16 protein-coding genes and 2 rRNA genes are annotated in these 21,817 nt (G+C 41.6%); 17 read left to right on the top strand and 1 reads right to left on the bottom strand.

Annotation, left to right across the window (positions count from 1 at the left end):
- From ACINWC323_RS08650 to hisC, 11 genes are all read left to right on the top strand, one after another.
- A 23S ribosomal RNA gene (locus ACINWC323_RS08650) occupies positions 1–2,758 on the top strand; the annotation flags it as partial.
- 159 nt (positions 2,759–2,917) lie between these two features.
- Positions 2,918–3,032, top strand: a 5S ribosomal RNA gene (gene rrf / locus ACINWC323_RS08655).
- A gap of 179 nt (positions 3,033–3,211) precedes the next feature.
- Positions 3,212–3,805: a type II secretion system protein GspG gene (locus tag ACINWC323_RS08660; protein ID WP_009512320.1), complete on the top strand. Its 594-nt coding sequence runs from the start codon at positions 3,212–3,214 to the stop codon at positions 3,803–3,805.
- 183 nt (positions 3,806–3,988) lie between these two features.
- Entirely contained in the window at positions 3,989–5,437 is a 1,449-nt protein-coding gene (locus ACINWC323_RS08665; protein WP_009512439.1) for an RNA polymerase factor sigma-54, read from the top strand.
- Between the two features lie 168 nt (positions 5,438–5,605).
- A complete protein-coding gene (hpf, locus tag ACINWC323_RS08670; RefSeq protein ID WP_004655596.1) occupies positions 5,606–5,947 on the top strand; it encodes a ribosome hibernation-promoting factor, HPF/YfiA family in 342 nt (113 codons plus the stop codon).
- A gap of 138 nt (positions 5,948–6,085) precedes the next feature.
- Positions 6,086–6,337 carry a BolA family iron metabolism protein IbaG gene (gene ibaG / locus ACINWC323_RS08675; protein WP_005228821.1) on the top strand — a complete coding sequence of 84 codons (252 nt, stop codon included), beginning with the start codon at positions 6,086–6,088 and terminating at the stop codon, positions 6,335–6,337.
- A 6-nt stretch (positions 6,338–6,343) separates the two neighbouring features.
- Positions 6,344–7,603 carry a UDP-N-acetylglucosamine 1-carboxyvinyltransferase gene (gene murA / locus ACINWC323_RS08680; protein ID WP_004774988.1) on the top strand — a complete coding sequence of 420 codons (1,260 nt, stop codon included), beginning with the start codon at positions 6,344–6,346 and terminating at the stop codon, positions 7,601–7,603.
- A complete protein-coding gene (hisG, locus tag ACINWC323_RS08685; RefSeq protein ID WP_005283487.1) occupies positions 7,600–8,289 on the top strand; it encodes an ATP phosphoribosyltransferase in 690 nt (229 codons plus the stop codon). The genes murA and hisG overlap by 4 nt, the downstream gene beginning before the upstream one ends.
- A gap of 139 nt (positions 8,290–8,428) precedes the next feature.
- Positions 8,429–9,091 carry a DUF4272 domain-containing protein gene (locus ACINWC323_RS08690; protein WP_032881523.1) on the top strand — a complete coding sequence of 221 codons (663 nt, stop codon included), beginning with the start codon at positions 8,429–8,431 and terminating at the stop codon, positions 9,089–9,091.
- A gap of 130 nt (positions 9,092–9,221) precedes the next feature.
- Positions 9,222–10,511 (top strand): histidinol dehydrogenase, encoded by a 1,290-nt coding sequence (gene hisD, locus ACINWC323_RS08695; protein ID WP_009512292.1) that lies wholly within the window; start codon positions 9,222–9,224, stop codon positions 10,509–10,511.
- Positions 10,512–10,573: 62 nt separating this feature from the next.
- Positions 10,574–11,659 (top strand): histidinol-phosphate transaminase, encoded by a 1,086-nt coding sequence (gene hisC / locus ACINWC323_RS08700; protein WP_009512423.1) that lies wholly within the window; start codon positions 10,574–10,576, stop codon positions 11,657–11,659.
- A gap of 14 nt (positions 11,660–11,673) precedes the next feature.
- On the opposite strand, the gene ACINWC323_RS08705 is transcribed toward hisC, so the two are convergent.
- Positions 11,674–13,020, bottom strand: coding sequence for an anthranilate synthase component I family protein (locus ACINWC323_RS08705; RefSeq protein WP_009512315.1), 1,347 nt, complete (start codon positions 13,018–13,020; stop codon positions 11,674–11,676).
- A gap of 524 nt (positions 13,021–13,544) precedes the next feature.
- On the opposite strand from ACINWC323_RS08705, the gene filA reads away from it, so the two are divergent.
- The 6 genes from filA (at position 13,545) to filF (ending at position 21,795) form a co-directional block, all read left to right on the top strand.
- Positions 13,545–14,528, top strand: coding sequence for a putative pilus system protein FilA (gene filA, locus ACINWC323_RS08710; protein WP_009512396.1), 984 nt, complete (start codon positions 13,545–13,547; stop codon positions 14,526–14,528).
- A gap of 270 nt (positions 14,529–14,798) precedes the next feature.
- Positions 14,799–15,632 (top strand): putative pilus system C39 family peptidase FilB, encoded by an 834-nt coding sequence (gene filB / locus ACINWC323_RS08715; protein WP_005256106.1) that lies wholly within the window; start codon positions 14,799–14,801, stop codon positions 15,630–15,632.
- A gap of 44 nt (positions 15,633–15,676) precedes the next feature.
- Positions 15,677–16,816, top strand: a complete 1,140-nt coding sequence (gene filC / locus ACINWC323_RS08720) for a putative pilus system protein FilC (RefSeq protein WP_009512263.1) — start codon at positions 15,677–15,679, stop codon at positions 16,814–16,816.
- Between the two features lie 12 nt (positions 16,817–16,828).
- Positions 16,829–18,493 (top strand): putative pilus system OmpP1/FadL family transporter FilD, encoded by a 1,665-nt coding sequence (filD, locus tag ACINWC323_RS08725; protein WP_171062198.1) that lies wholly within the window; start codon positions 16,829–16,831, stop codon positions 18,491–18,493.
- Entirely contained in the window at positions 18,493–19,761 is a 1,269-nt protein-coding gene (filE, locus tag ACINWC323_RS08730) for a putative pilus assembly protein FilE (RefSeq protein ID WP_032881520.1), read from the top strand. Before filD ends, filE begins: the two co-directional genes overlap by 1 nt.
- A gap of 21 nt (positions 19,762–19,782) precedes the next feature.
- Positions 19,783–21,795, top strand: a complete 2,013-nt coding sequence (gene filF / locus ACINWC323_RS08735) for a putative pilus system protein FilF (protein WP_009512319.1) — start codon at positions 19,783–19,785, stop codon at positions 21,793–21,795.
- The last annotated feature ends 22 nt before the right edge of the window (positions 21,796–21,817 follow it).

Genomic DNA, 21,817 nt, shown 5'->3' with positions numbered 1-21,817 from the left:
CCGCTATAAGGCGGGTATCATAAGCTGAATACATAGGCTTATGAAGCGAACGAGGGGAAGTGAAACATCTCAGTACCCTTAGGAAAAGAAATCAATTGAGATTCCCTTAGTAGCGGCGAGCGAACGGGGAGCAGCCCATTAAGTTATGTGTGTTCTAGTGGAACGCTCTGGGAAGTGCGAACGTAGAGGGTGATATTCCCGTACACGAAAGGGCACACATAATGATGACGAGTAGGGCGAGGCACGTGAAACCTTGTCTGAATATGGGGGGACCATCCTCCAAGGCTAAATACTCCTGACTGACCGATAGTGAACCAGTACCGTGAGGGAAAGGCGAAAAGAACCCCTGTGAGGGGAGTGAAATAGATCCTGAAACCGCATGCATACAAGCAGTGGGAGCACCTTCGTGGTGTGACTGCGTACCTTTTGTATAATGGGTCAGCGACTTATATTCAGTAGCAAGGTTAACCGCATAGGGGAGCCGTAGAGAAATCGAGTCTTAATAGGGCGTTTAGTTGCTGGGTATAGACCCGAAACCAGGCGATCTATCCATGAGCAGGTTGAAGGTTGGGTAACACTAACTGGAGGACCGAACCCACTGTCGTTGAAAAGCCAGGGGATGACTTGTGGATAGGGGTGAAAGGCTAATCAAGCCTGGTGATAGCTGGTTCTCCCCGAAAGCTATTTAGGTAGCGCCTCGGACGAATACCATTGGGGGTAGAGCACTGTTTCGGCTAGGGGGTCATCCCGACTTACCAAACCGATGCAAACTCCGAATACCAATGAGTACTATCCGGGAGACAGACTGCGGGTGCTAACGTCCGTAGTCAAGAGGAAAACAATCCAGACCGCCAGCTAAGGCCCCAAAATCATAGTTAAGTGGGAAACGATGTGGGAAGGCATAGACAGCTAGGAGGTTGGCTTAGAAGCAGCCACCCTTTAAAGAAAGCGTAATAGCTCACTAGTCGAGTCGGCCTGCGCGGAAGATGTAACGGGGCTAAAACTATGTGCCGAAGCTGCGGATGTATACTTGTATACGTGGTAGGGGAGCGTTCTGTAAGCCGATGAAGGTGTATTGAGAAGTATGCTGGAGGTATCAGAAGTGCGAATGCTGACGTGAGTAACGACAAAACGGGTGAAAAACCCGTTCGCTGAAAGACCAAGGGTTCCAGTCCAACGTTAATCGGGGCTGGGTGAGTCGACCCCTAAGGCGAGGCCGAGAGGCGTAGTCGATGGGAAATTGGTTAATATTCCAATACTTCTGTGTAATGCGATGAGAGGACGGAGAAGGTTAAGTCAGCCTGGCGTTGGTTGTCCAGGTGGAAGGCAGTAGGCATGCATCTTAGGCAAATCCGGGGTGCTCTATGCTGAGAGCTGATAGCAAGCTGTACTTGTACAGTGAAGTGGCTGATACCATGCTTCCAGGAAAAGTCTCTAAGCTTCAGTTACACAGGAATCGTACCCGAAACCGACACAGGTGGTCAGGTCGAGTAGACCAAAGCGCTTGAGAGAACTCTGCTGAAGGAACTAGGCAAAATGGTACCGTAACTTCGGGAGAAGGTACGCTGCTGACGGTGATGGGACTTGCTCCCTGAGCTTTGGCAGCCACAGAAACCAGGCCGCTGCAACTGTTTATTAAAAACATAGCACTCTGCAAACACGAAAGTGGACGTATAGGGTGTGATGCCTGCCCGGTGCTGGAAGGTTAATTGATGGGGTTAGCGTAAGCGAAGCTCTTGATCGAAGCCCCAGTAAACGGCGGCCGTAACTATAACGGTCCTAAGGTAGCGAAATTCCTTGTCGGGTAAGTTCCGACCTGCACGAATGGCATAATGATGGCGGCGCTGTCTCCAGCAGAGGCTCAGTGAAATCGAAATCGCTGTGAAGATGCAGTGTACCCGCGGCTAGACGGAAAGACCCCGTGAACCTTTACTGCAGCTTGACATTGAACTTTGACCTTACTTGTGTAGGATAGGTGGGAGGCTTTGAAGTTAGAACGCTAGTTCTAATGGAGCCGTCCTTGAAATACCACCCTGGTAATGTTGAGGTTCTAACTCTGCCCCGTAATCCGGGGCGAGGACCATGTCTGGTGGGTAGTTTGACTGGGGCGGTCTCCTCCTAAAGAGTAACGGAGGAGTACGAAGGTGCGCTCAGCGTGGTCGGAAATCACGCGTAGAGTATAAAGGCAAAAGCGCGCTTAACTGCGAGACCCACAAGTCGAGCAGGTACGAAAGTAGGTCTTAGTGATCCGGTGGTTCTGTATGGAAGGGCCATCGCTCAACGGATAAAAGGTACTCTGGGGATAACAGGCTGATACCGCCCAAGAGTTCATATCGACGGCGGTGTTTGGCACCTCGATGTCGGCTCATCTCATCCTGGGGCTGAAGCAGGTCCCAAGGGTATGGCTGTTCGCCATTTAAAGAGGTACGCGAGCTGGGTTTAGAACGTCGTGAGACAGTTCGGTCCCTATCTACCGTGGGCGCTGGAAATTTGAGAGGATCTGCTCCTAGTACGAGAGGACCAGAGTGGACGAACCTCTGGTGTACCGGTTGTGACGCCAGTCGCATCGCCGGGTAGCTATGTTCGGAAGGGATAACCGCTGAAAGCATCTAAGCGGGAAGCCTACCTCAAGATAAGATTTCCCTAGGAATTTATTCCTCTAAAGAGCCGTTCGAGACTAGGACGTTGATAGGTTGGGTGTGGAAGCACGGTGACGTGTGAAGCTGACCAATACTAATTGCTCGTGAGGCTTGACTATACAACACCCAAACAGTTGTTGTATTCAAGATAAATTCAATACATAACTTGATTTAGTGTAGAAACTAGTTACAATACGACTCAATTAAACTAATCCGTTAATAACTCTTTCGGTACTAAGTGGCAAAAAATGTAAGACCACCCAAAACCAAAACAGTTTGCTGGCGACAATAGCAAGAGTGAACCACCTGATCCCTTCCCGAACTCAGAAGTGAAACCTCTTAGCGCTGATGGTAGTGTGGCACTTGCCATGTGAGAGTAAGTCATCGCCAGCTTTTAAATACGAAACACCCCCAACCTAACGGTTGGGGGTGTTTTTTATTGTGGAATGAATATTAAGAGCAAAAAAGCATTAAATGTTAAGAATATTGATCTAATTAGTTAACTTTTTTGAGAGAGAGAAGATTATTGTATTTATAACTAAAAACATAAAGATAACTATGAGATAAATTTAATGGTTGATATTAATGTAAATGAAAGGTCAAATAAATTGGGTGTTTTCCCTTATGTAATTGCAGCGATGTCATTTATACCTGGTATTGGTGTTATCTTTGGAGTTATTGCTGTTATTTGGGGAGTGCTAACTAAAAAAAGTGGCGGTAAAGTACTCACGATTATTGGTGCTTGTGGTATCGGCCTTAGTATTGTTCTTTATGGTTCACTCTTTTATTTTGGTTTTGTTCAGCGCGGAGGTTTATATGATGAATTGCGCGCTCAATCAAGTCAAATAGCTATGACATCGTTAGTTCAAGCAATTGAATTTTATAAAGTAGAGAATGGTCATTATCCTGATTCATTGGAAATATTAAATCAGTCCTTGCCAGAGAATAGTTCAGTTTTTGTGTTTGATGCTACTGATGTTTCATGGAGCAGTTCGCCACGCTATTACCATTATGAGTTAAAAGATTCATCTCATTATTATCTGCTCAGTGTGGGGCAGGATGGAGAGCCTTATACAAGTGATGATATTTTGCCGAACATTGAGCTGAAGCCAGATAGTAAAATTGGATTGATTTTCCATGATAGCAGTACAGGCTCTACTTTATAGCTCCGAAATATATTGTTGTTTAAAAAATAAACAAAGAATCAAAATGGTCGTTTTTCTCATAATCTATATATGACTCATGCAGTCAAAAAGAATGTAATTTTCCTTATATGCGTAAACATTGTTTTTATGTTATAAATATTTTTATAGGCATGTTTTTTGCTTATCTTAATAAAAGGAAAGACTATGAAATTATCTGTTGGATTGAAAGTTGCGAACAGTTTATCGTTGACTCCTCAATTACAACAGGCCATACGTCTTTTACAACTCTCCAGTTTAGAACTCGAACAAGAAATTCAGATCCAGTTAGACAGTAATCCCTTACTTGAAAAAATAGAAGAGATGGGGACCGTAGAAAGTCTTTCATCGCTAGAAGTAGCAGAGACAGGAGATTTAACGACTGAGCTCAATGCTGATCATCTTCCCAATGACTTACCTGTAGATACTGAATGGGATGATATTTATACCCATCAATCCACTGCTTTGGCTTCACCAGAATACGAAGAAAGAGAAGACAATCGCCAAGCACAAATGAGTTTGAAAGAGCATATTTTAGATCAGGTTAATCTATTGCATTTTTCGATTGTAGATAAGCTTATTGCATATTGCATCGTCGATTCTCTAGATGATAAAGGTTTCCTAGATGCGGAACTGGAAGATATTCTGCTTGCTGTTTCTCGATTGTTGCAGGAGATGGAAAGTGATGAAGAAGTTGAGGAAGACGAAGTTATTGTTGTTTTAAAACATATTCAACGTTTAGATCCGATAGGTGTTGGATCAAGAAACTTAGCGGAATGTTTGAAGATCCAGCTTGAAACTGTTCATGAGAAAGTTCCTTATGTCGCAGAAGCCAAGAACTTACTGAAATATTATGAATTATTGATCTCTAATGACTTGAATAAATTATTAAAGCAAACAGGTTTGACCAAAGAACAATTAACAAGTGCGGTCGATTTACTCAAGACTCTAAAACCATATCCTGGCTTGGAGTTCACCCAACAGGAGTCTGAATATCAGGTTCCCGATGTCGTCGTTTCTAAAAAGGATTTGCATTGGCAGGTACAGCTAAATCCCGATGTTTTGCCTAAATTACGGATCAATTCATTTTACTCAGGCATGATTCGTCGCGCGGATCAGAGTGAGGACAATGTTTATTTAAGAAATCAAATGCTGGAAGCAAAAAACTTTATCAAGAGTATTGATGAACGCCATAAAACCTTATTAAAAGTTGCAACCTGTATTGTTGAGCATCAACGCGCCTTTTTGGAGCAAGGTCCAGAGGCAATGAAGCCTTTAGTGCTCCGTGATGTAGCAGAAGAAGTTGAGCTACATGAATCTACCGTTTCCCGGGTTACGACCAATAAATATATGCTGACTCCGCGTGGTTTATTTGAATTGAAATATTTCTTTTCAAGTCATGTGGGGACAACAACAGGCGGGGAGGCGTCTTCAACTGCAATCCGTGCCATGATCAAAAAGCTGGTTTCCAATGAAAATCCCCGTAAGCCTTTGTCGGATAATGTAATTGCCGAGATGCTGAAAAAAGAAGGGATTGAGGTAGCTCGGCGGACGGTTGCGAAATATCGTGAATCGTTACATATTCCTTCATCTTCTGAAAGAAAAGTCTTGATCTAAATTTTAAGGTGTGACTATTCTATTGGTTCATTATTACGGAATAATGAATTTTTTTAATGATCACTAGAGGAATCGCTGAAATGATTTAATGGATATTGAACCACTGATGTGCATTAAATTTGCTTGAGCGATTGCTTGTATCCTGAGAAAAAGGTGAGGGATAGAATTATGCAAATAACAATTCGTGGACACCATTTAACCATTACACCAGCAATTGAAGAAAATATAAAAGAAAAGTTTAGTCAAATGACCAAGCATCTGGATCAAGTGAATAGTATGCAAATCAAGCTGGCTAAAGATCATCAAATTGACAAACGTTCACACAAAGGAAGTGCAAACCATATTGCTGAGGCAATTATACGTTTGCCAGGGGTGGAACTGTTTGCTCAAGCGACAGCCGATGATATGTATACCTCGATTCGGAAATTGACCGATAAATTAAAACGTCAGCTTGCAAAACATCGGAAAATCCAGTGTTCATATCAGCATGAACTGGCACTTTTGAGTTAATTTTTATTTTTATATAAGAGGCTTTTTGTGAAGCCTCTTTTTTTTATTGATAAAAAAAGAAACTGCTTACTGAATTATATGAAAAAGTTATAGTAAAATAGCGCGTTTTACACCAATGGTTGTATAAGAGGTCTTGGAATGAATAGTGAGCAGCTCACGCAAATTTTAAAAGAAGCTTTCCCTGAAGCAGAAGTAGCGGTGAGCGGACAAGCTGGCAAATTTGACCTGCGTATTGTTGATGATCAGTTTGAAGGTAAACGTACCGTTGCTCGTCAACAATCGGTTTATGCACCTCTAAATTCTTATATCGCGAGTGGTGCAGTTCACGCAGTCACGATTCGTGCAATGACAAAAGACGAATGGCGCAAAGCAAGCCTTTTCGGAGCTTAAATATTAATGGATAAGTTTTTAATTACGGGCGGTGTTAAGCTCGAGGGTGAAGTGCGCATTTCGGGTGCTAAAAATGCGGCATTGCCTTTACTTGCAGCAATGATTCTTGCTGATTCTCCGATTACGTTAACCAATGTACCGAACTTAAAAGATGTAAATACATTGGTTAAGTTGATTGCTGGCCTTGGCGTGACCATGAGTTATGAAGGTGAGACGGTTTGTGCTGATGCTTCAACATTAGACAACCAGTTTGCACCTTATGAACTTGTACGAACTATGCGTGCATCTATCCTCGTGCTTGGCCCGTTGTTGGCGCGCTATGGCAACGCCAAGGTGTCTTTGCCAGGTGGTTGTGCCATCGGCTCGCGTCCAGTCGACCAACATCTTAAAGCATTGGAAGCTTTGGGTGCGCATATTGAAGTGGAAAATGGTTATGTCCATGCTTCAGTAGATGGTCGCTTAAAAGGCGGTGAAGTTGTTTTTGATATGGTGACCGTTGGTGGTACCGAAAACATCTTGATGGCTGCGGCTTTGGCTGATGGTGTGACTACGATTCGTAACGCTGCTCGTGAACCTGAAATTACCGATCTTGCGCAAATGCTGATCAAGATGGGTGCCAAGATTGAAGGTCTGGATACCGATACGCTAGTGGTAACAGGCGTTGAAAGTCTGCATGGCTGTGAATACGCAGTGGTTGCTGACCGTATTGAAACTGGTTCATATTTAGCTGCTGCTGCCATTACCGGTGGCCGAGTGAAAACCACGCATACTGATCCTGCATTGCTCGAAGCAGTATTGGATAAGTTTGAAGAAATGGGTGCAGAAGTCACGCGTGGTGATGACTGGATCGAACTGGACATGCAAGGTAAACGTCCGAAAGCAGTGAGTTTCAGAACATTACCGCATCCAGAGTTTCCAACCGATATGCAAGCGCAGCTCATGGCGGTGAATGCGATTGGTCGTGGTTTTGCAACGATCTCTGAAACGATTTTTGAAAACCGTTTTATGCATGTCCCGGAACTTTCACGTATGGGTGCCAATATTCAGGTGGAAGGACATGATGCGGTGGTTACGGGTGTGGAAACACTGCAAGCTGCCCCTGTTATGGCGACGGATTTACGTGCTTCATTTTCACTGGTTTTAGCGGCTTTGGTTGCTGAAGGCGAAACACTGGTTGACCGTATCTATCACATTGATCGTGGCTACGAACATGTGGAAGAAAAATTGCAAAGTTTAGGTGCTCAGATTAAGCGAGTAAAAGGATGAATGACTTAAGAAACGATGATCCAAATTTTGACGTAATGGGCAATTTTGATCATGGTTTAACTTTAGCACTCAGTAAAGGTCGTATCTTAAAGGAAACTTTACCCTTGCTTGAAAAGGCGGGTATTAATTTACTTGAAGATCCGGATAAATCACGCAAACTGATTTTTCCTACCACGCACAAGAAAGTCCGTATTTTGATTTTACGTGCTTCTGATGTTCCGACCTATGTTGAGAATGGTGCAGCAGATTTTGGTGTCGCGGGTAAAGATGTGTTGATGGAACATGGTGCCCAACATGTGTATGAGTTGCTTGATCTGAAAATTGCCAATTGTAAGTTAATGACAGCTGGTAAAGTCGGTATGGAACGTCCAAAAGGCCGTTTAAAGATTGCGACCAAATACGTCAACTTAACCCGCCAATATTATGCAAGCCTCGGTGAGCAGGTGGATGTGATTAAGCTATACGGATCAATGGAGCTTGCGCCTTTGGTTGGTTTAGGTGATTACATTGTCGATGTGGTGGATACGGGTAATACTTTACGTGCCAATGGCTTGGAGCCGTTAGAAGAAATTTGCAAGGTTTCTTCTCGTCTGATTGTGAACAAAGCCAGCTTTAAACGTAAACAGGCGGTGCTCAATCCGATTTTGACGCAACTTGAAGAAGCGATTAAAGCACGTCAAAACTGATTGTTGTACATCAAATTAAGAAACCGTTCTCATGAGCGGTTTTTTTACATTTGAAGATTGTGTGGGAGATATAACACCTTTGTTTCTCAGCTGAGGCTATGTTAAAAAAGCTAATGATGTGTTGAAAATGTCAGGAACAATGAAAAATCCACAGCAGCGTAAACAAGAATCTATTCTAAAATTAAAAGCTAAAGCCATACCTTATATTGACTGGTTGCCGCATATTGAATCAAGTGATGACGTAATCCAGCGCTCTGCTGAGCGCATTGCCAAGCGTGCGATCGCATGTTTACTGATGATTCAGGTGGCCTGTGATCTGGATCAAGACCAATTTGATCAAGAAACAGAAGATTTTATTGTCGATCTATTGAATAAATTTGCAGTCACTGATGAATTAACTGTTAAAGAAAAAAACATATTGAATCGAAATGCTTCGCAGCAAGAGATTGTCAACATGATCTGGAAGTATGAAGCCTATTGGGTGTTGCTATGGGCATTGGGGATTGTCGAAGAGTTGAAATATCCAGATGAAATCGCAGATTGTGATTTTGCGATTCAGGTGGTATCAGGCTGTGATTCATTACAGGAATTTATGCAGCAGGTGAAATTAAGAAATATTGAAGAGATTCTGGATGAGGCAGATCTGATCTATCGTTATGACTGGGCATGTGTTGATGCGCGATTAAAACAGCAGCATGCACCTGCAAATTTAAATGCTTCCATAGTTCTGGAGCGTCATGGTGCTTTAAACTGGCTGATACAGGCCGATGCGGATTGGGATAATCCGGATGTAAGTACTTAAAACTTATAGATCTCTTATCATTAAATGTTTTTTCCTATAAAAGCTGCGGAAATGCTGATGTTATCTTGCCCACAAGCGTACTGAAAAAGAGTAAACTTAGCGTTCTCTTTTTCGCCTTGTGGGTAAATTGATGCGACGTTTATCGACTCAGGATCAAAATTTTAAACAGACATTTGCTGAACTTTTAGCATTTGAAACCGTGAATGATCCTCAACTTATACAAACTGTAGATCAGATTATTGCTGATGTTCGTCAGCATGGTGATGATCATGTGCTTAAACTAACGCAACAGTTCGATCGACATCCCGCGCATCAATTCTCTGAATTAGAACTGACTCAGGCACAGCTCAAAACGGCATTTGAAGGCTTAAGTGTTGAAATCCGTGAAGCCCTGGAACTGGCAGCAAAACGTATCCGTTCATTCCATCAGGCACAAAAGCAGGAAGGTTGGACCTATGTTGATGAGCTGGGGAATACCTTAGGCCAGAAAGTCACAGCACTGGACCGTGTTGGAATCTATGTACCGGGTGGCTTAGCGTCATATCCTTCATCGGTGTTAATGAATGCTTTGCCGGCACATGTCGCGGGTGTCCCAGAAATTATCATGGTGGTTCCTGCGCCAAATGGTGAACTGAATCCATTGGTATTAGCTGCTGCCTATTTGGCTGGGGTAAGCCGCGTATTTACCATTGGTGGCGCGCAAGCTGTGGCGGCATTGGCTTATGGGACACAAACCATTCCTGCGGTGGATAAAATTACAGGACCTGGCAACCGCTTTGTTGCAGCCGCAAAACGTGCGGTGTTTGGCCAAGTCGGTATTGATATGATTGCAGGACCTTCGGAAATTCTGGTCTATGCCGAAGGTGAAAATAATGCGGAATGGTTGGCCATGGATGTGTTGTCTCAAGCAGAGCATGACACCGTTGCACAAGCCATTTTCATTACCCCAGATGAAGCGCTGCTCAATGCAGTTGAAGCTGCGATTGAAAAGCATTTAAGTGAATTGCCAAAAGCAGAAATTGCCAGAACCTCGATTCAAAATCGCGGTGCATTGGTGCTGGTAAAAGATCGTGCCGAAGCAGTTGAACTGATTAATCAGGTGGCACCTGAGCATCTGGAGTTATGTCTTGATGATGCTGAGTTGATGAGTCAGGAGATTCGTCATGCGGGTGCAATCTTTATGGGACGTTATACGCCAGAAGCTATTGGTGATTATTGCGCGGGACCAAACCATGTCCTACCGACATCAGGTACAGCACGTTTTTCTTCTCCACTCGGTGTTTATGATTTCCAGAAGCGCTCTAGCTTGATCATGTGCTCTGAAGCGGGCGTAAAAAGCTTAGCAAAAGCAGCTGATGTGTTGGCAGTGCAAGAAAATCTTGATGCTCATGCGCGCTCAGCCCGTTATCGTTACCAATAACTGATTCAAAGATTGATAGGGGCTGGTTAGCCCCTTTTTTTAGGATACATGAGAGTAGAACAATGACGTTTACAGCAGAACAAATGCGGTTTTGGAGTCCCGAGGTTCGTGAATTAGAGCCTTATGTACCGGGTGAGCAGCCTAAAATTCAGAATTTACTCAAACTGAATACCAATGAAAATCCATATCCGCCATCCCCAAAAGTAGTCGAAGCGGTCCAAGCTGTGTTAACTGAACAGGCCGATGCCTTACGTTTATATCCAGACCCTGATGCGACTGCTTTAAAACAGGCGATTGCCAAACAGCAGCAGGTTGATATAACTCAAGTGTTTGTTGGTAATGGTTCGGATGAAGTTTTAGCACATATTTTTAAAGCTTTTTTTATCCAGAAAGAGCCAATTCTTTATCCGGATATTACTTATAGCTTTTATCCGGTGTATAGCCAGTTCTTTGCAACGCAGACCAAGCAGATTCCATTGAATGAAAAATTCGAAATTGATGTATCGGATTATGAGCAGGAAAATGGCGGGATTATCATCACCAATCCAAATGCCCCAACCAGTATCGCGCTCGGTTTAGATGAGATTGAGCAGGTGCTGAAGGCAAATCCAGATCGAGTGGTGGTGATTGATGAAGCATATGTCGATTTTGGTGCCGAATCCGCGGTACAACTGGTCAATCGCTATGACAATTTAGTGGTTTGCCAAACAACATCCAAGTCACGTTCGCTTGCTGGCTTACGGGTTGGTTTTGCCATTGCGCAAGCGCATTTGATTGCGGCACTTGAAGCCGTGAAAAACAGCTTTAACTCTTATCCAATCGATCGTTTTGCCATTGCAGCAGCGGTGGCTTCCTTTGAAGATCAGGCTTATTTTGAAGCACAATGTGCCAAAGTGATTGCCAGCCGGGAAAAACTGGTCGATGATCTGACTGCTTTAGGTTTTGAGGTATTGCCATCGAAAGCCAATTTTATCTTTGCCACACATCCACAACATGAAGCTGCGCAGTTGGCTCAACAATTGCGAGAGCAGGGCGTTATTGTGCGTTATTTCAATAAACCACGTATTAATCAATTCCTGCGTATCACGATTGGGACCGATGAGCAAAACCAGCGTTTAGTGGATACGCTTAAAACGCAAATTTTATAAATCTATATTAAAGCTTATTGTTTAGAAATCTGCCATGTATTGAGTAAATCCAGCATGGCAGAAATTTTATCAAAGCATTCCTGATATTCGGCTTCTGCATCAGACGCAATGGTGATGCCGCCACCCGCCCACATAGATAATTGATCCTGATATTTCTGAATACTACGAATCAAGATATTCCAGCTGCCTGTACCATCGAAATTAAAATAACCCAAGCTGCCACAATAAGCCCCACGTGGTGCACCTTCAAGCTCTTCAATGATTTGCATGGCCCGAATCTTTGGTGCGCCAGTAATTGAACCGCCAGGCAGCGCCGACAATAACATTTGCATCGGATTGATGTCTGCTTTTAAGCTCGCCGTAATTTCACTGACCATATGGTGAACCTGATTGAAGCTTTCAATTTCAAAGAGCTTAGTGGTTTCAACAGAGCCTGTTTCAGCATAGACACTGAGATCATTACGTAAAAGATCTACAATCATGACATTTTCAGCTTGGTCTTTTTCAGAGTGACTGAGTTTGTCTTTTGACATTTGATCTTGTTGTGGATCATCAAAGCGCGGCATGGTCCCTTTGATCGGACGTGTTTTAATTTTCCGGTCAGCCTGAAACTCAATAAATAATTCAGGTGAACAACTCAACAGCTCGAAGTCATCGAGTTTGAGGTAGCCCGCGTAAGGCGCATGGGTCAGTTCCCATAAATCATTGGCACGGCTTAACAGCGAACCCTTTGCATGCGCGGTAAACTCTTGAGTCAAATTAATTTGATAGCAATCACCTGCTTTGATGTATTCCTGTACCTGTTGAAAGGCCTTTAAATACTGCTGTTTTGACCAACGGGTCTGACATTTCTCAAGCAGATAAAGAGAGGGAGGTGTTTGAACAGCTTGATTGATCAAATCCGAGATCTGCTGAAAGATGAATGCTGCTTGCTGTTCATCGCTGTGAAAATACCAGCCATCATTCTCATACTTTAAAAAAGTTGAATATTGACCTAGGAAAAATCCAGGTTGATGACGTGAATTTACTTCAACAAATTGCTCTGCGCTATAGTCATAGCTAAAGAAGCCAATATAGCCACCATTAAAGGCGACGCTATCAGATGTCTCAGAGGTAAACTTAAACTTTGAGAATGCGGTAAGTAATGACGCTTCAGATGTTATTTGATATTGATTAAATTGAATTTGTTGAAATTGCTTTAATTCGGATTGTTGGAAAATTAAAAATTCTTGCGGTAAAAAGGCAATAATGGGCGTATTGTGGTCATATAAGTAGACTAAACCTGTTAATTCATACAGTTGTGCAAGAAGGTCAAATGCAGAAGTGAGTTGCGTGTTAAGCTTTTGCTGAAAATAAGACATAAAAACGGAAATACTTACAGATACATTTGATGGAATGAATTGTACTACATCCAAAAACACTGGACTGACATTTATAATCTGATGACGTAAAAAAACGGCAATTTAGTGGTAATAATACGAACTGATTTTTGCTTTAGGAGATGGATTGATAGGATAGTCACTCAAATACTGAAAAACGCATTTTTGTATACACTTGTAACCATAACCTTCTGAGTGGATAAATGGCCATTGCTGAATAGATTTATCTGCATTGTTGTAGATGAAAATAAAAAATAAATATAATTTACAGTGGTTTAAAAGTAATTTATTGAAATAAGAAAGTGGGTGAATTATATGCCGTTTGTCGGGTTGTACTTAAAAAGCAGTTAACAGGAGTTGAACATAAAATAACAAACAGGTAATTTAGTAATTGCTAAGCGAACTACTCAAGGATTGGAAGTTCTAGTTGTCATTAATAAAAAAACGACCGTGGACAGTTTAGAGTAGTGAAAGTCAAAAAATAAATGCTCTTGGGAGAGTGCTCAATGAAAATGTTTACTAAACTTGTTTTAGTTTCTTCAATGGCGATTAGCGCAAATGCAATGGCTATGCAGTCAATGGATGATGCTGCACTAAGCGCTGCAACAGGTCAAGATGGTCTTAATATCGGTCTAGGAATTTCTAGAGTCGAAATCGAAAAAGTTTTAATTCATGATAATGATGGTTTGGCTGGTGATGAAACAAATGCTGGCGCGATCGTCATTAAAGCAAATGGTACTGGTCAGACTACTGCAAATGGTATTGTAATCAATGCGCCAATGAATGCTGATGGCACAGCACTTGATACTACACGTGCTTTGGCATCTCATAACCTTGCTGATTTAGTGATTGATACAGATAAGGGGACAGGTACCAATGGTGCATTCTTGAACGTTGCTGCGGCAGTGTCTGGTCTAGATATCTATATTGGTGAAATCGGTGTATCTGGTTCAAATGCTGCAAGCACAACTGCAGTACGTCGTGGTAATGATGATGCAAACTACAATGCTATTCTCTCTGGTTTAACACTTAAAACTGGTTTAACTAGCGCGAATATCCAGTTAGGTGCTGCTCCACAAGGTGCAATGATCGTGTTGAATACCACGATGCAAGGTGGTTTGGAGCTTAAGGATCTTGGTATCGTAGATAGTTCAACTAAGCAAGGTACAGGTGACGGTACTACGGGTAACCGTGCGGCTGGTCAAATCTATCTTGACAGTATTAAAGTTGCTGACGCTTCTGGTGCGGACTTAACTGTAAATGCCAAAGTAAGTGTGGTGGGTAAAGAAGGTACAAATAACGGTTATTTACGTATCATTACAGGTTCTGGTGCTTCAACTCCGGCAACTGATGCATATATCAAAGGTGTACATTTAGGTAGTAAAGATGCTGCATCAATTGGTGATGTTGAAGTACAAGGTCTACAAACGTACTACAACAACGGTACAGCAAATGTGAAGGGATCTATGATCACAATTTCTGGTCACTAAGTTTCCTTTAAAAAAAAGCGCACATTGTGCGCTTTTTTTATTTTTAAATATCGATAATTAAAGCAAAAAATGAGAAATGCTGTATTGATCACAATAGTTTATTAAAATTTTACTTAATTCTATTTTTCATTACATTTCGTCAAAAAAAACTAAAAAAAAGCTGTTTTTTTCTATAAAAAAAGGTATCTTCAACAGACAGGGATGTAGTGTTTTTAAACACTAAAATAAAACGAATAAGGCAAGTTGTGCCATAGTTAGAAAAAGAGACTTATGTTAGAGATCGCTTTAGGCTCAGCATTGATGTATTACTTTACAACGCAAGCCTTTGAAATTGAGAAAAAGCCAGAGGGGACTGTTCATTACACAGAAACTCTCGATTCCCGCAATCCTTCTTTTACTCGTAATCATCGCGAAGCCGTGGTGATTAAGCCTGCTGTTGAAGATCAATTCAGAGGAATTGTACGTCAAGCTTACGACTATAGTTGCGGATCTGCTGCCTTAACTACACTATTAAATGGTTATGGTGGTTTGCGCTTGACTGAACAACAGACAATGACCGGTTTGCTTCAATATGGTGAGTATCAACGTATTATTGAGCGTCGTAGTTTCTCCTTGTTAGATATGAAGCGTTTTGTTTCAGCATTGGGGTTAACAAGTGGGGGATATCGCGGTGAATTCTCTGATCTAACTGCATTAAAACAACCTGCAATTGTTCCTATTACCTATGCTGGTTTTAAACATTTTGTAGTCTATAAAGCATATAAAGATGGAAGAGTCTATGTCGCTGATCCAGCTTTAGGGAATATCAGCTTTGATGAGATTCGGTTTAAAGAAATCTGGGATAACAATACTTTATTTATTGTTGATATACCTCAACAGTACCAAAAGAATTTATTGGCACTTCAAGATTCGGACATGCGTCATGTAGAAGATGCAACTGTAAATCGATATGCCCTTGCTGACATTCAGTATCCAACGCAACAGTTTGAGAAACTTGCAGATAAAGGATCAACTATGCGTCGAGTACTGGATACCAACTCTACATCAGATACTTACAATCAACCGATTACGACGTATATGCGCTTATATTACAAGCGGAAATAGTGAAGAAAAATCAGTAAAATTAATGTAATAGGATGCAAAGTAAAATGAATCATACATGGATGAAGATGACTGTGCTGGCGTTGAGTTTAGGCGCAATCACATCAACACTTTACGCAGCAGAGGAGCAGCAACCTGGAGTTGAATCTACAGCACCTCAAACAGATGAGGCAGCAACTGTAAAGTCTGAGACCACCACTTCTACAGAAGCGACAACAGCAAGTCCTGTTGCACCAGTGGAGGAAAGCAGTCAGGCTGATCAGGCTGCGAGTGCTTTACAGAAAAAAGAAACGGATGCGACGCAAGAAACCAACCTGCAGGAGGTATTTACCTCGAATGAACGTCAATATTCATTGATTAAGAAAGGGGTTTTTTCATCCTACTACGACATTGACTACACTTATTATCGTGATACCCGTGTCGATGCCTCTATGGATAATGGCAACTTAAATAATCTAAGATTTGAAGAAGATGCCAATCATACCTTAACCAACACATTTACAGTACAGTACGGCTTATTGGACAATCTTACGTTGTCTGCATCATTGCCTCTCGTTGCAAAAAAAGAATTATTAAAAGATAAAACAGCTGCAGGTTTAGGGGATATTAACTTTGGGGCACGCTGGGAACCATTTCCTTTAAAACAAGGACGCTTACCTTTAGTACTATTCGGAAGTTTATCGACCAAAACGGGCGACAGTCCTTATGAAATTGGGATAGATGAACTTTCAACTGGTAAGGGCTATTACTCAGTTGGGGTCGGCGCAAGTACTCGTAAATATATTGATCCTGTTGTGTTATTTAGCTCTGTATCTGTCAACTATGGTTTTAAAGAGTCAGGGTTGGATCAGGCTCGAGGCCGAAGAACGTTAGAGAGTTTTGATCCTGGTGTGAGTGGGGGCTTTGCTTTTGGTTTTGCTTACTCATTTAACTATGATGTGTCACTGACCATGTCATATCAACAAAGCTTTAATACAGGAGCCAAATTCTACTTTAAAGAAGATGAGAGTTACGAGTCAGGGGATCAAAGTAGTGCCATGCTATCTTTTGCTTTAGGAGTTCGTGTTTCTCCTGAAACAATTGTTAATGGTACGGTGGGTATTGGCTTAACTGAAGATGCACCAGATGTGTCACTTGGTCTATCTTTCCCATTGGATATTATAGGTTTTGGCAAAAAAAATCGTTAAGGAGATGTAATGGTGAAACACCTTAAATTATGTCCTTTAACGATAGCCATATTTTTCGCTGGTTTATCTACTGTTGCTAATGCACAGTTAGGACAAGACTTATCTGTAGACTTGAGGTCGCTTGCTTTGGGGAACGCTGTAACGGCAGACCCACCGGGTATTAGTGCAGTGCATTTTAACCCGGCAGCACTTGCAAAACTTGATGGCTTACAAACCGATGTGCAAGGTATTTTGGCAAATTTTGCCATCAAACGTGATTATTCTGCACCTGCCGGTTACAACGTTTTTGGTTATTCGGATGATCCGCTAGTTTGTAATGATGGGCCTGAAATTGATTCCAATATTTGTACAGACTTTAAAGGTACAGTGCATGGGGATGTGGAATATGCCAGTATTTACGTTCCTGTTTTAAAGAAAATTGTTGATTTAGGGCCAAACTCGCCTTTAGTTGCACCGACTGCAGGGATTTCATATAAACCTCCTGGTTCAAAAGTAACTTATGCAACCGCTGTGTATGCACCTTTAGTTGCCGGCTTTGGTGCGGAAGATGGCAACCCGAGTAATTATATGGGGCAACAAGTTGCTTTGGAACGTATTACCTATTTATCGCCATCTTTTGGTTATCAGGTCAATGATCATTTATCACTTGGCGCGTCATTTGGTATGTCCTATCAGGCAATTGCCCTGAAAACGGATTTACGTTTTCCGAATGAAATGATTGGCGTATTACGTATGGTCGATGAGGTGGTTTGTCGGCCATTTAAAGACAATGGCGATATCATTACTGATTTATTACTATTCGGTATTTGTAATGCCAAAGAAGGGATGAACCCGTTTAATAAAATGGGAGCCATGGATGTTTCCTTAGAACAGTCCTTAAGTCCAAGTTATAACTTAGGCCTACTTTGGGAACCAACTGATAACTTTAGCTTTGGTATGGTCTATCAAAGTGAAGCCAAAATGCGCTTAAAAGGCAAATATTTAATTGATAATGCAGTAGCACCTCAACAGCTAGTTGCTGGATTAAATTCGTCTGCAACGGGGCAGATTCTTGCTGCAATTTTGGGCTTGCCTGGGTATGTACCTGATGTAGAGTCTGGATTGGTTGCGATGGATTTCAAATATCCTCAGCACTTTAAAGCAGGGATCAAATATAAGATCTTTCCAGACTTGCAAATGAACTTTGACGTCGGCTGGACAGACTTCTCGGCTTGGGACAAATTTAGGTTTGAATTTGACCGACAAATTTCCTTACTTAAAGTGGCCAAGCTGTTATCCAATGATGTGACAGACCGCTCTCTAGCTTTACCATTACGCTTCCAGTCTTCTTGGCGTTGGGGGATCGGTTTTGAATATTCTGCGACAGATCGTTTGAAATTACGAATGGGATATGAACCTCGTACTAGCTCGATTCCAGATGACAAGCGAAATACTATGGTACCGATTAATAATGCGCAATTATTCGGTTTAGGTATTGGTTACCGTTTCGATCAGGATACCGACCTGGATTTATCATTAGGTTTCTTACGCAGTCGGGATGATATTCCAGCCAATACCAGTAGCTTATCGAATCAGACTGGGGTAGGTAATATCCTGTTAAACCCGTATGCAGGGCTAAATGTAAAAACCAATACTAAAGTTACTTTGCTGGGCATTAACTACAGAACAAAATGGTAATGTATAAAATGATTAAACAGCCTCTACTCGTGACTTTGTTCTTTGCTCTGACAAGTGGAGGAGCTGTATATGCAGAAGAGGGCTTTTATACGATCATTGGTCCAGATGGTCGGCCAATGATTATTCCTCAGAAAAAACAATCTCAGCCTGTAAAAACCCTACCAGTTCAGCAAAAACAGGAGAAGGTAGCACAGCTTGAGAAAGTAGAAAAAGTGGAAACAGTTGTGGTGAAGAAAGAGCAGCAAGATCAAGTAGTCGCTTCTTCCAAGCCCGCTGCTACAATGGTAGTGCCTAAAGCACCTGCACTACACAAACAAGATACAGCGGCGAATGTTTCTCATCCTCCTATCATTGCACCTGCATCACCTAAACAAGTAAAAAATGCAGAAGAGATTAAACAACAATCACAGCCATCTGCAGCAGAAATAGCACTACCTAAAGTGATATCAGCACAGAAATCACAATCTGTTGATATTGATCCGATTATTTCGACTAAACCACTTTTGACAGCAGAAAAGCCGAATAAAAAAGCGGTGATAAAAAGCCAGCAGCCAGTTGAAACCGTGAATGTTGAAACTTCTAAGGAAGCTCCTGTTTCGAAAATTGATGGTGTGGAATACGTAAATAATGAGTATTTAGAAGATCAAGAATTTAACCTTGATGGCAAGAAACGTTTTTATACAATGCCAGATGGGACGGGTCGTATGGAAACAATTGAGCGTAAAAAAGGTGTAAATCAGTCGATGCTCAATAGATTATTGAATCGCAATCCTAAACCTGAAGCACCAATTGTTTTATCCAGTACTTATATTCGTTTATCTGCAGAGGATTTGGCAGCAACGTTTGAAAATGATCGTTGTTTTTTAAAAGATTATAAAAAATCAATTAAGACCTTAACCCCTAAAAAGGAAGTTGGTATCTGGCCGAGAAAGCCCTTAAAAGAAAAGTTTGAATATGAATTGGTTAAGCTAGATCATTCCGTAGAATATATGCAAATTGCTTCTTACGCCTCAAGTAATGAAAAGCCTGTTTATTATTGGCCATTGGTGGTCTTTTTAGATGGAAAAGGCTGTGCGCAGGAGGCCGTAAGTGGTTTTAAAAATAATCTGGTGAACACAACACTGCTGCAACACTCAGCCATTCAAGGGGTGGTAAAAATTCCCCCGAAAGCGGAGTATATGATGATGACACCACTTGCTTCTGCAATTGATGTACCTGAAAGTGAACTCACAAATCAAGGCCAGATAAGGATCTCTGCTTTAAAATAAGCATTAACAGGATTGAAATGTATGAATAAGAAAATATTATTGCCTTTTGCAGTATCTACACTTGCAGTGATGTTACATGGTTGTGGTGGTGAAAGTGCCAAGATTAATGAAAACCCAACCAAAGGAGTAGAAGGCGTTACTTCAAATACCAGTTGTAATGTGAAAGAAGATACCTGTTTAAAGTTTGTGCTGGATTATCCGATTGCCGGGCTTAATTTCGATTGTAGTTCAGATAAAGTCAATCATTTTGCAACAAAAATGGAGGGGAATCTTGCTACGGGCGCATGTAAGTTGGGAGATAGCATTACTTTTTATCTTCAAGGTGAGGACAGTGCACGTAAAATTAATCTGGGTTCAGTGCAACTCGATAAGATCACCAAACTCAAAACAGCCACTTATTCCCGTATCCGTATTCTTGATTTAGCAATGGGTCTCACAGGAAAAACACCAACAAGTGTAAGTGCAGATGACGAAACCATACGCGTGGCAATGGCTTTAGTTAAAATTCTCCAGAGCCAGGGTGTTGCGGATAATCGTAATGTGATTGGTGACATTCAGCAGATTGAATTCACAAAAGAAAAGAAAAATACGCTTGCGGAAATATCTCAGGATGTTGGTGTAAATGAACTCAGTAGCGGAGCATATGCAGAAATTCTGAAACCTTGGCTGGACGTGAGTGAAGTTACTGATGAACAAGCCTTGGCTATCGTTACTCAGCTACTAAATCTAAGTCAGGTCGGCGTATGGTATGCGGAATTACCGCTCTTTAAGGCAGGAAGTAATGGGGCTGTTATCGAAACGCCAAATGAAGGAAGTGGCGTATTCCCAGATGGCTTGTTTGGATGCAATAGAGACCTTTATAAGGACTGTTTGAATGCTACGGATGAAAAAGGCGCAACCTTACGCCACTCTATGGGACGTTTTGAGTTATTGACAGATCGTCAAGGATATATCCTCGGTTATGGTCAACAATGGCGAGGTAACCCGATTATCACCAATAATGTGGTTGCTCCACCACTTGCATTAATTGGAAGTGCTAAACCAGAGAAGATGCAAGTTCAACCGCAAAAAAACTGGTTTAATTCGATTAATCAGGAAATTAATCCGGAGCAACCTTTGCGTTTCATGTTAAATAACAACTCCGCTGAAGATTTATTAATCACACAAGGTAAGTTGATTAATGGAACAAATATTGCCAGTACTGAAGCGGTTTATCGCCAACTCACTAAAGCTAAAAGTACTGATCCATTTAACAATGCAAAAGATTTAGGTTTATGGCAGCACAATATTGATGGCATTGCCTATAAAGGTGTAACCGATGTCTTTAAATTTAATCCGGCAAGTTATTTATCAAAAGATGTGTTTACTACAGAAGCAAATGTCAAATCTGGACAACGTTATGCATTCCCTCTCTATGCAACCCTAACGTTTAAATTCCAAGATGCCAGCATTGCCCCTGTTGATTTAGGAATTTTGATTGATCAACATGGAGATATTCGAACCGATATCAAAAAAGATGCAACCGCAACAGATATGTCGGGTAATTGTGCCCAAGCTGAACCTCAGGCGGATGGTACATATTTAGATGAGTTTGGTGTAACACAATATCGAATTGGTACCACAGGTGGTGCAAACTCTTCAACAAATGATAAGTCAGTAACCGTACGTATGATTTTCTCAAATCCGAAATTTGGCGTACTTGAGGGAATTTTACTTGGTTTAAACTTTACCTCTTTGAATAACAAACAAAATATTAGTGGTGCAAAAATCAACGTGTTTAACTTGCTAAATGGGGAAGCGAATGGAATTAACTTGACCAACTTCTCTGACAAGACCGTTTCATGGTTGAATATGCACGGAGTTTATCTGACCTCTTATATCACTATATATGACCATAAAGACACGGATAAGAGTAAATTGATTGCACCAACAGATGCGGAACGTGCCATCGCTAAGCGTTATACGGGTACCGCAAGTATTAAGGTTGCAGACCAAAAAATTCCAGCCTGTAATGCGATTAAGATAAAATCTTAAAGGATAGTCACAATAAAAAAGA

The organism is Acinetobacter sp. WC-323, assembly GCF_000314615.1.
GTDB lineage: Bacteria > Pseudomonadota > Gammaproteobacteria > Pseudomonadales > Moraxellaceae > Acinetobacter > Acinetobacter courvalinii.
The sequence above is the reverse complement of the archived record's forward strand: the minus strand, read 5'-3'. Positions and strand labels throughout refer to the sequence as shown.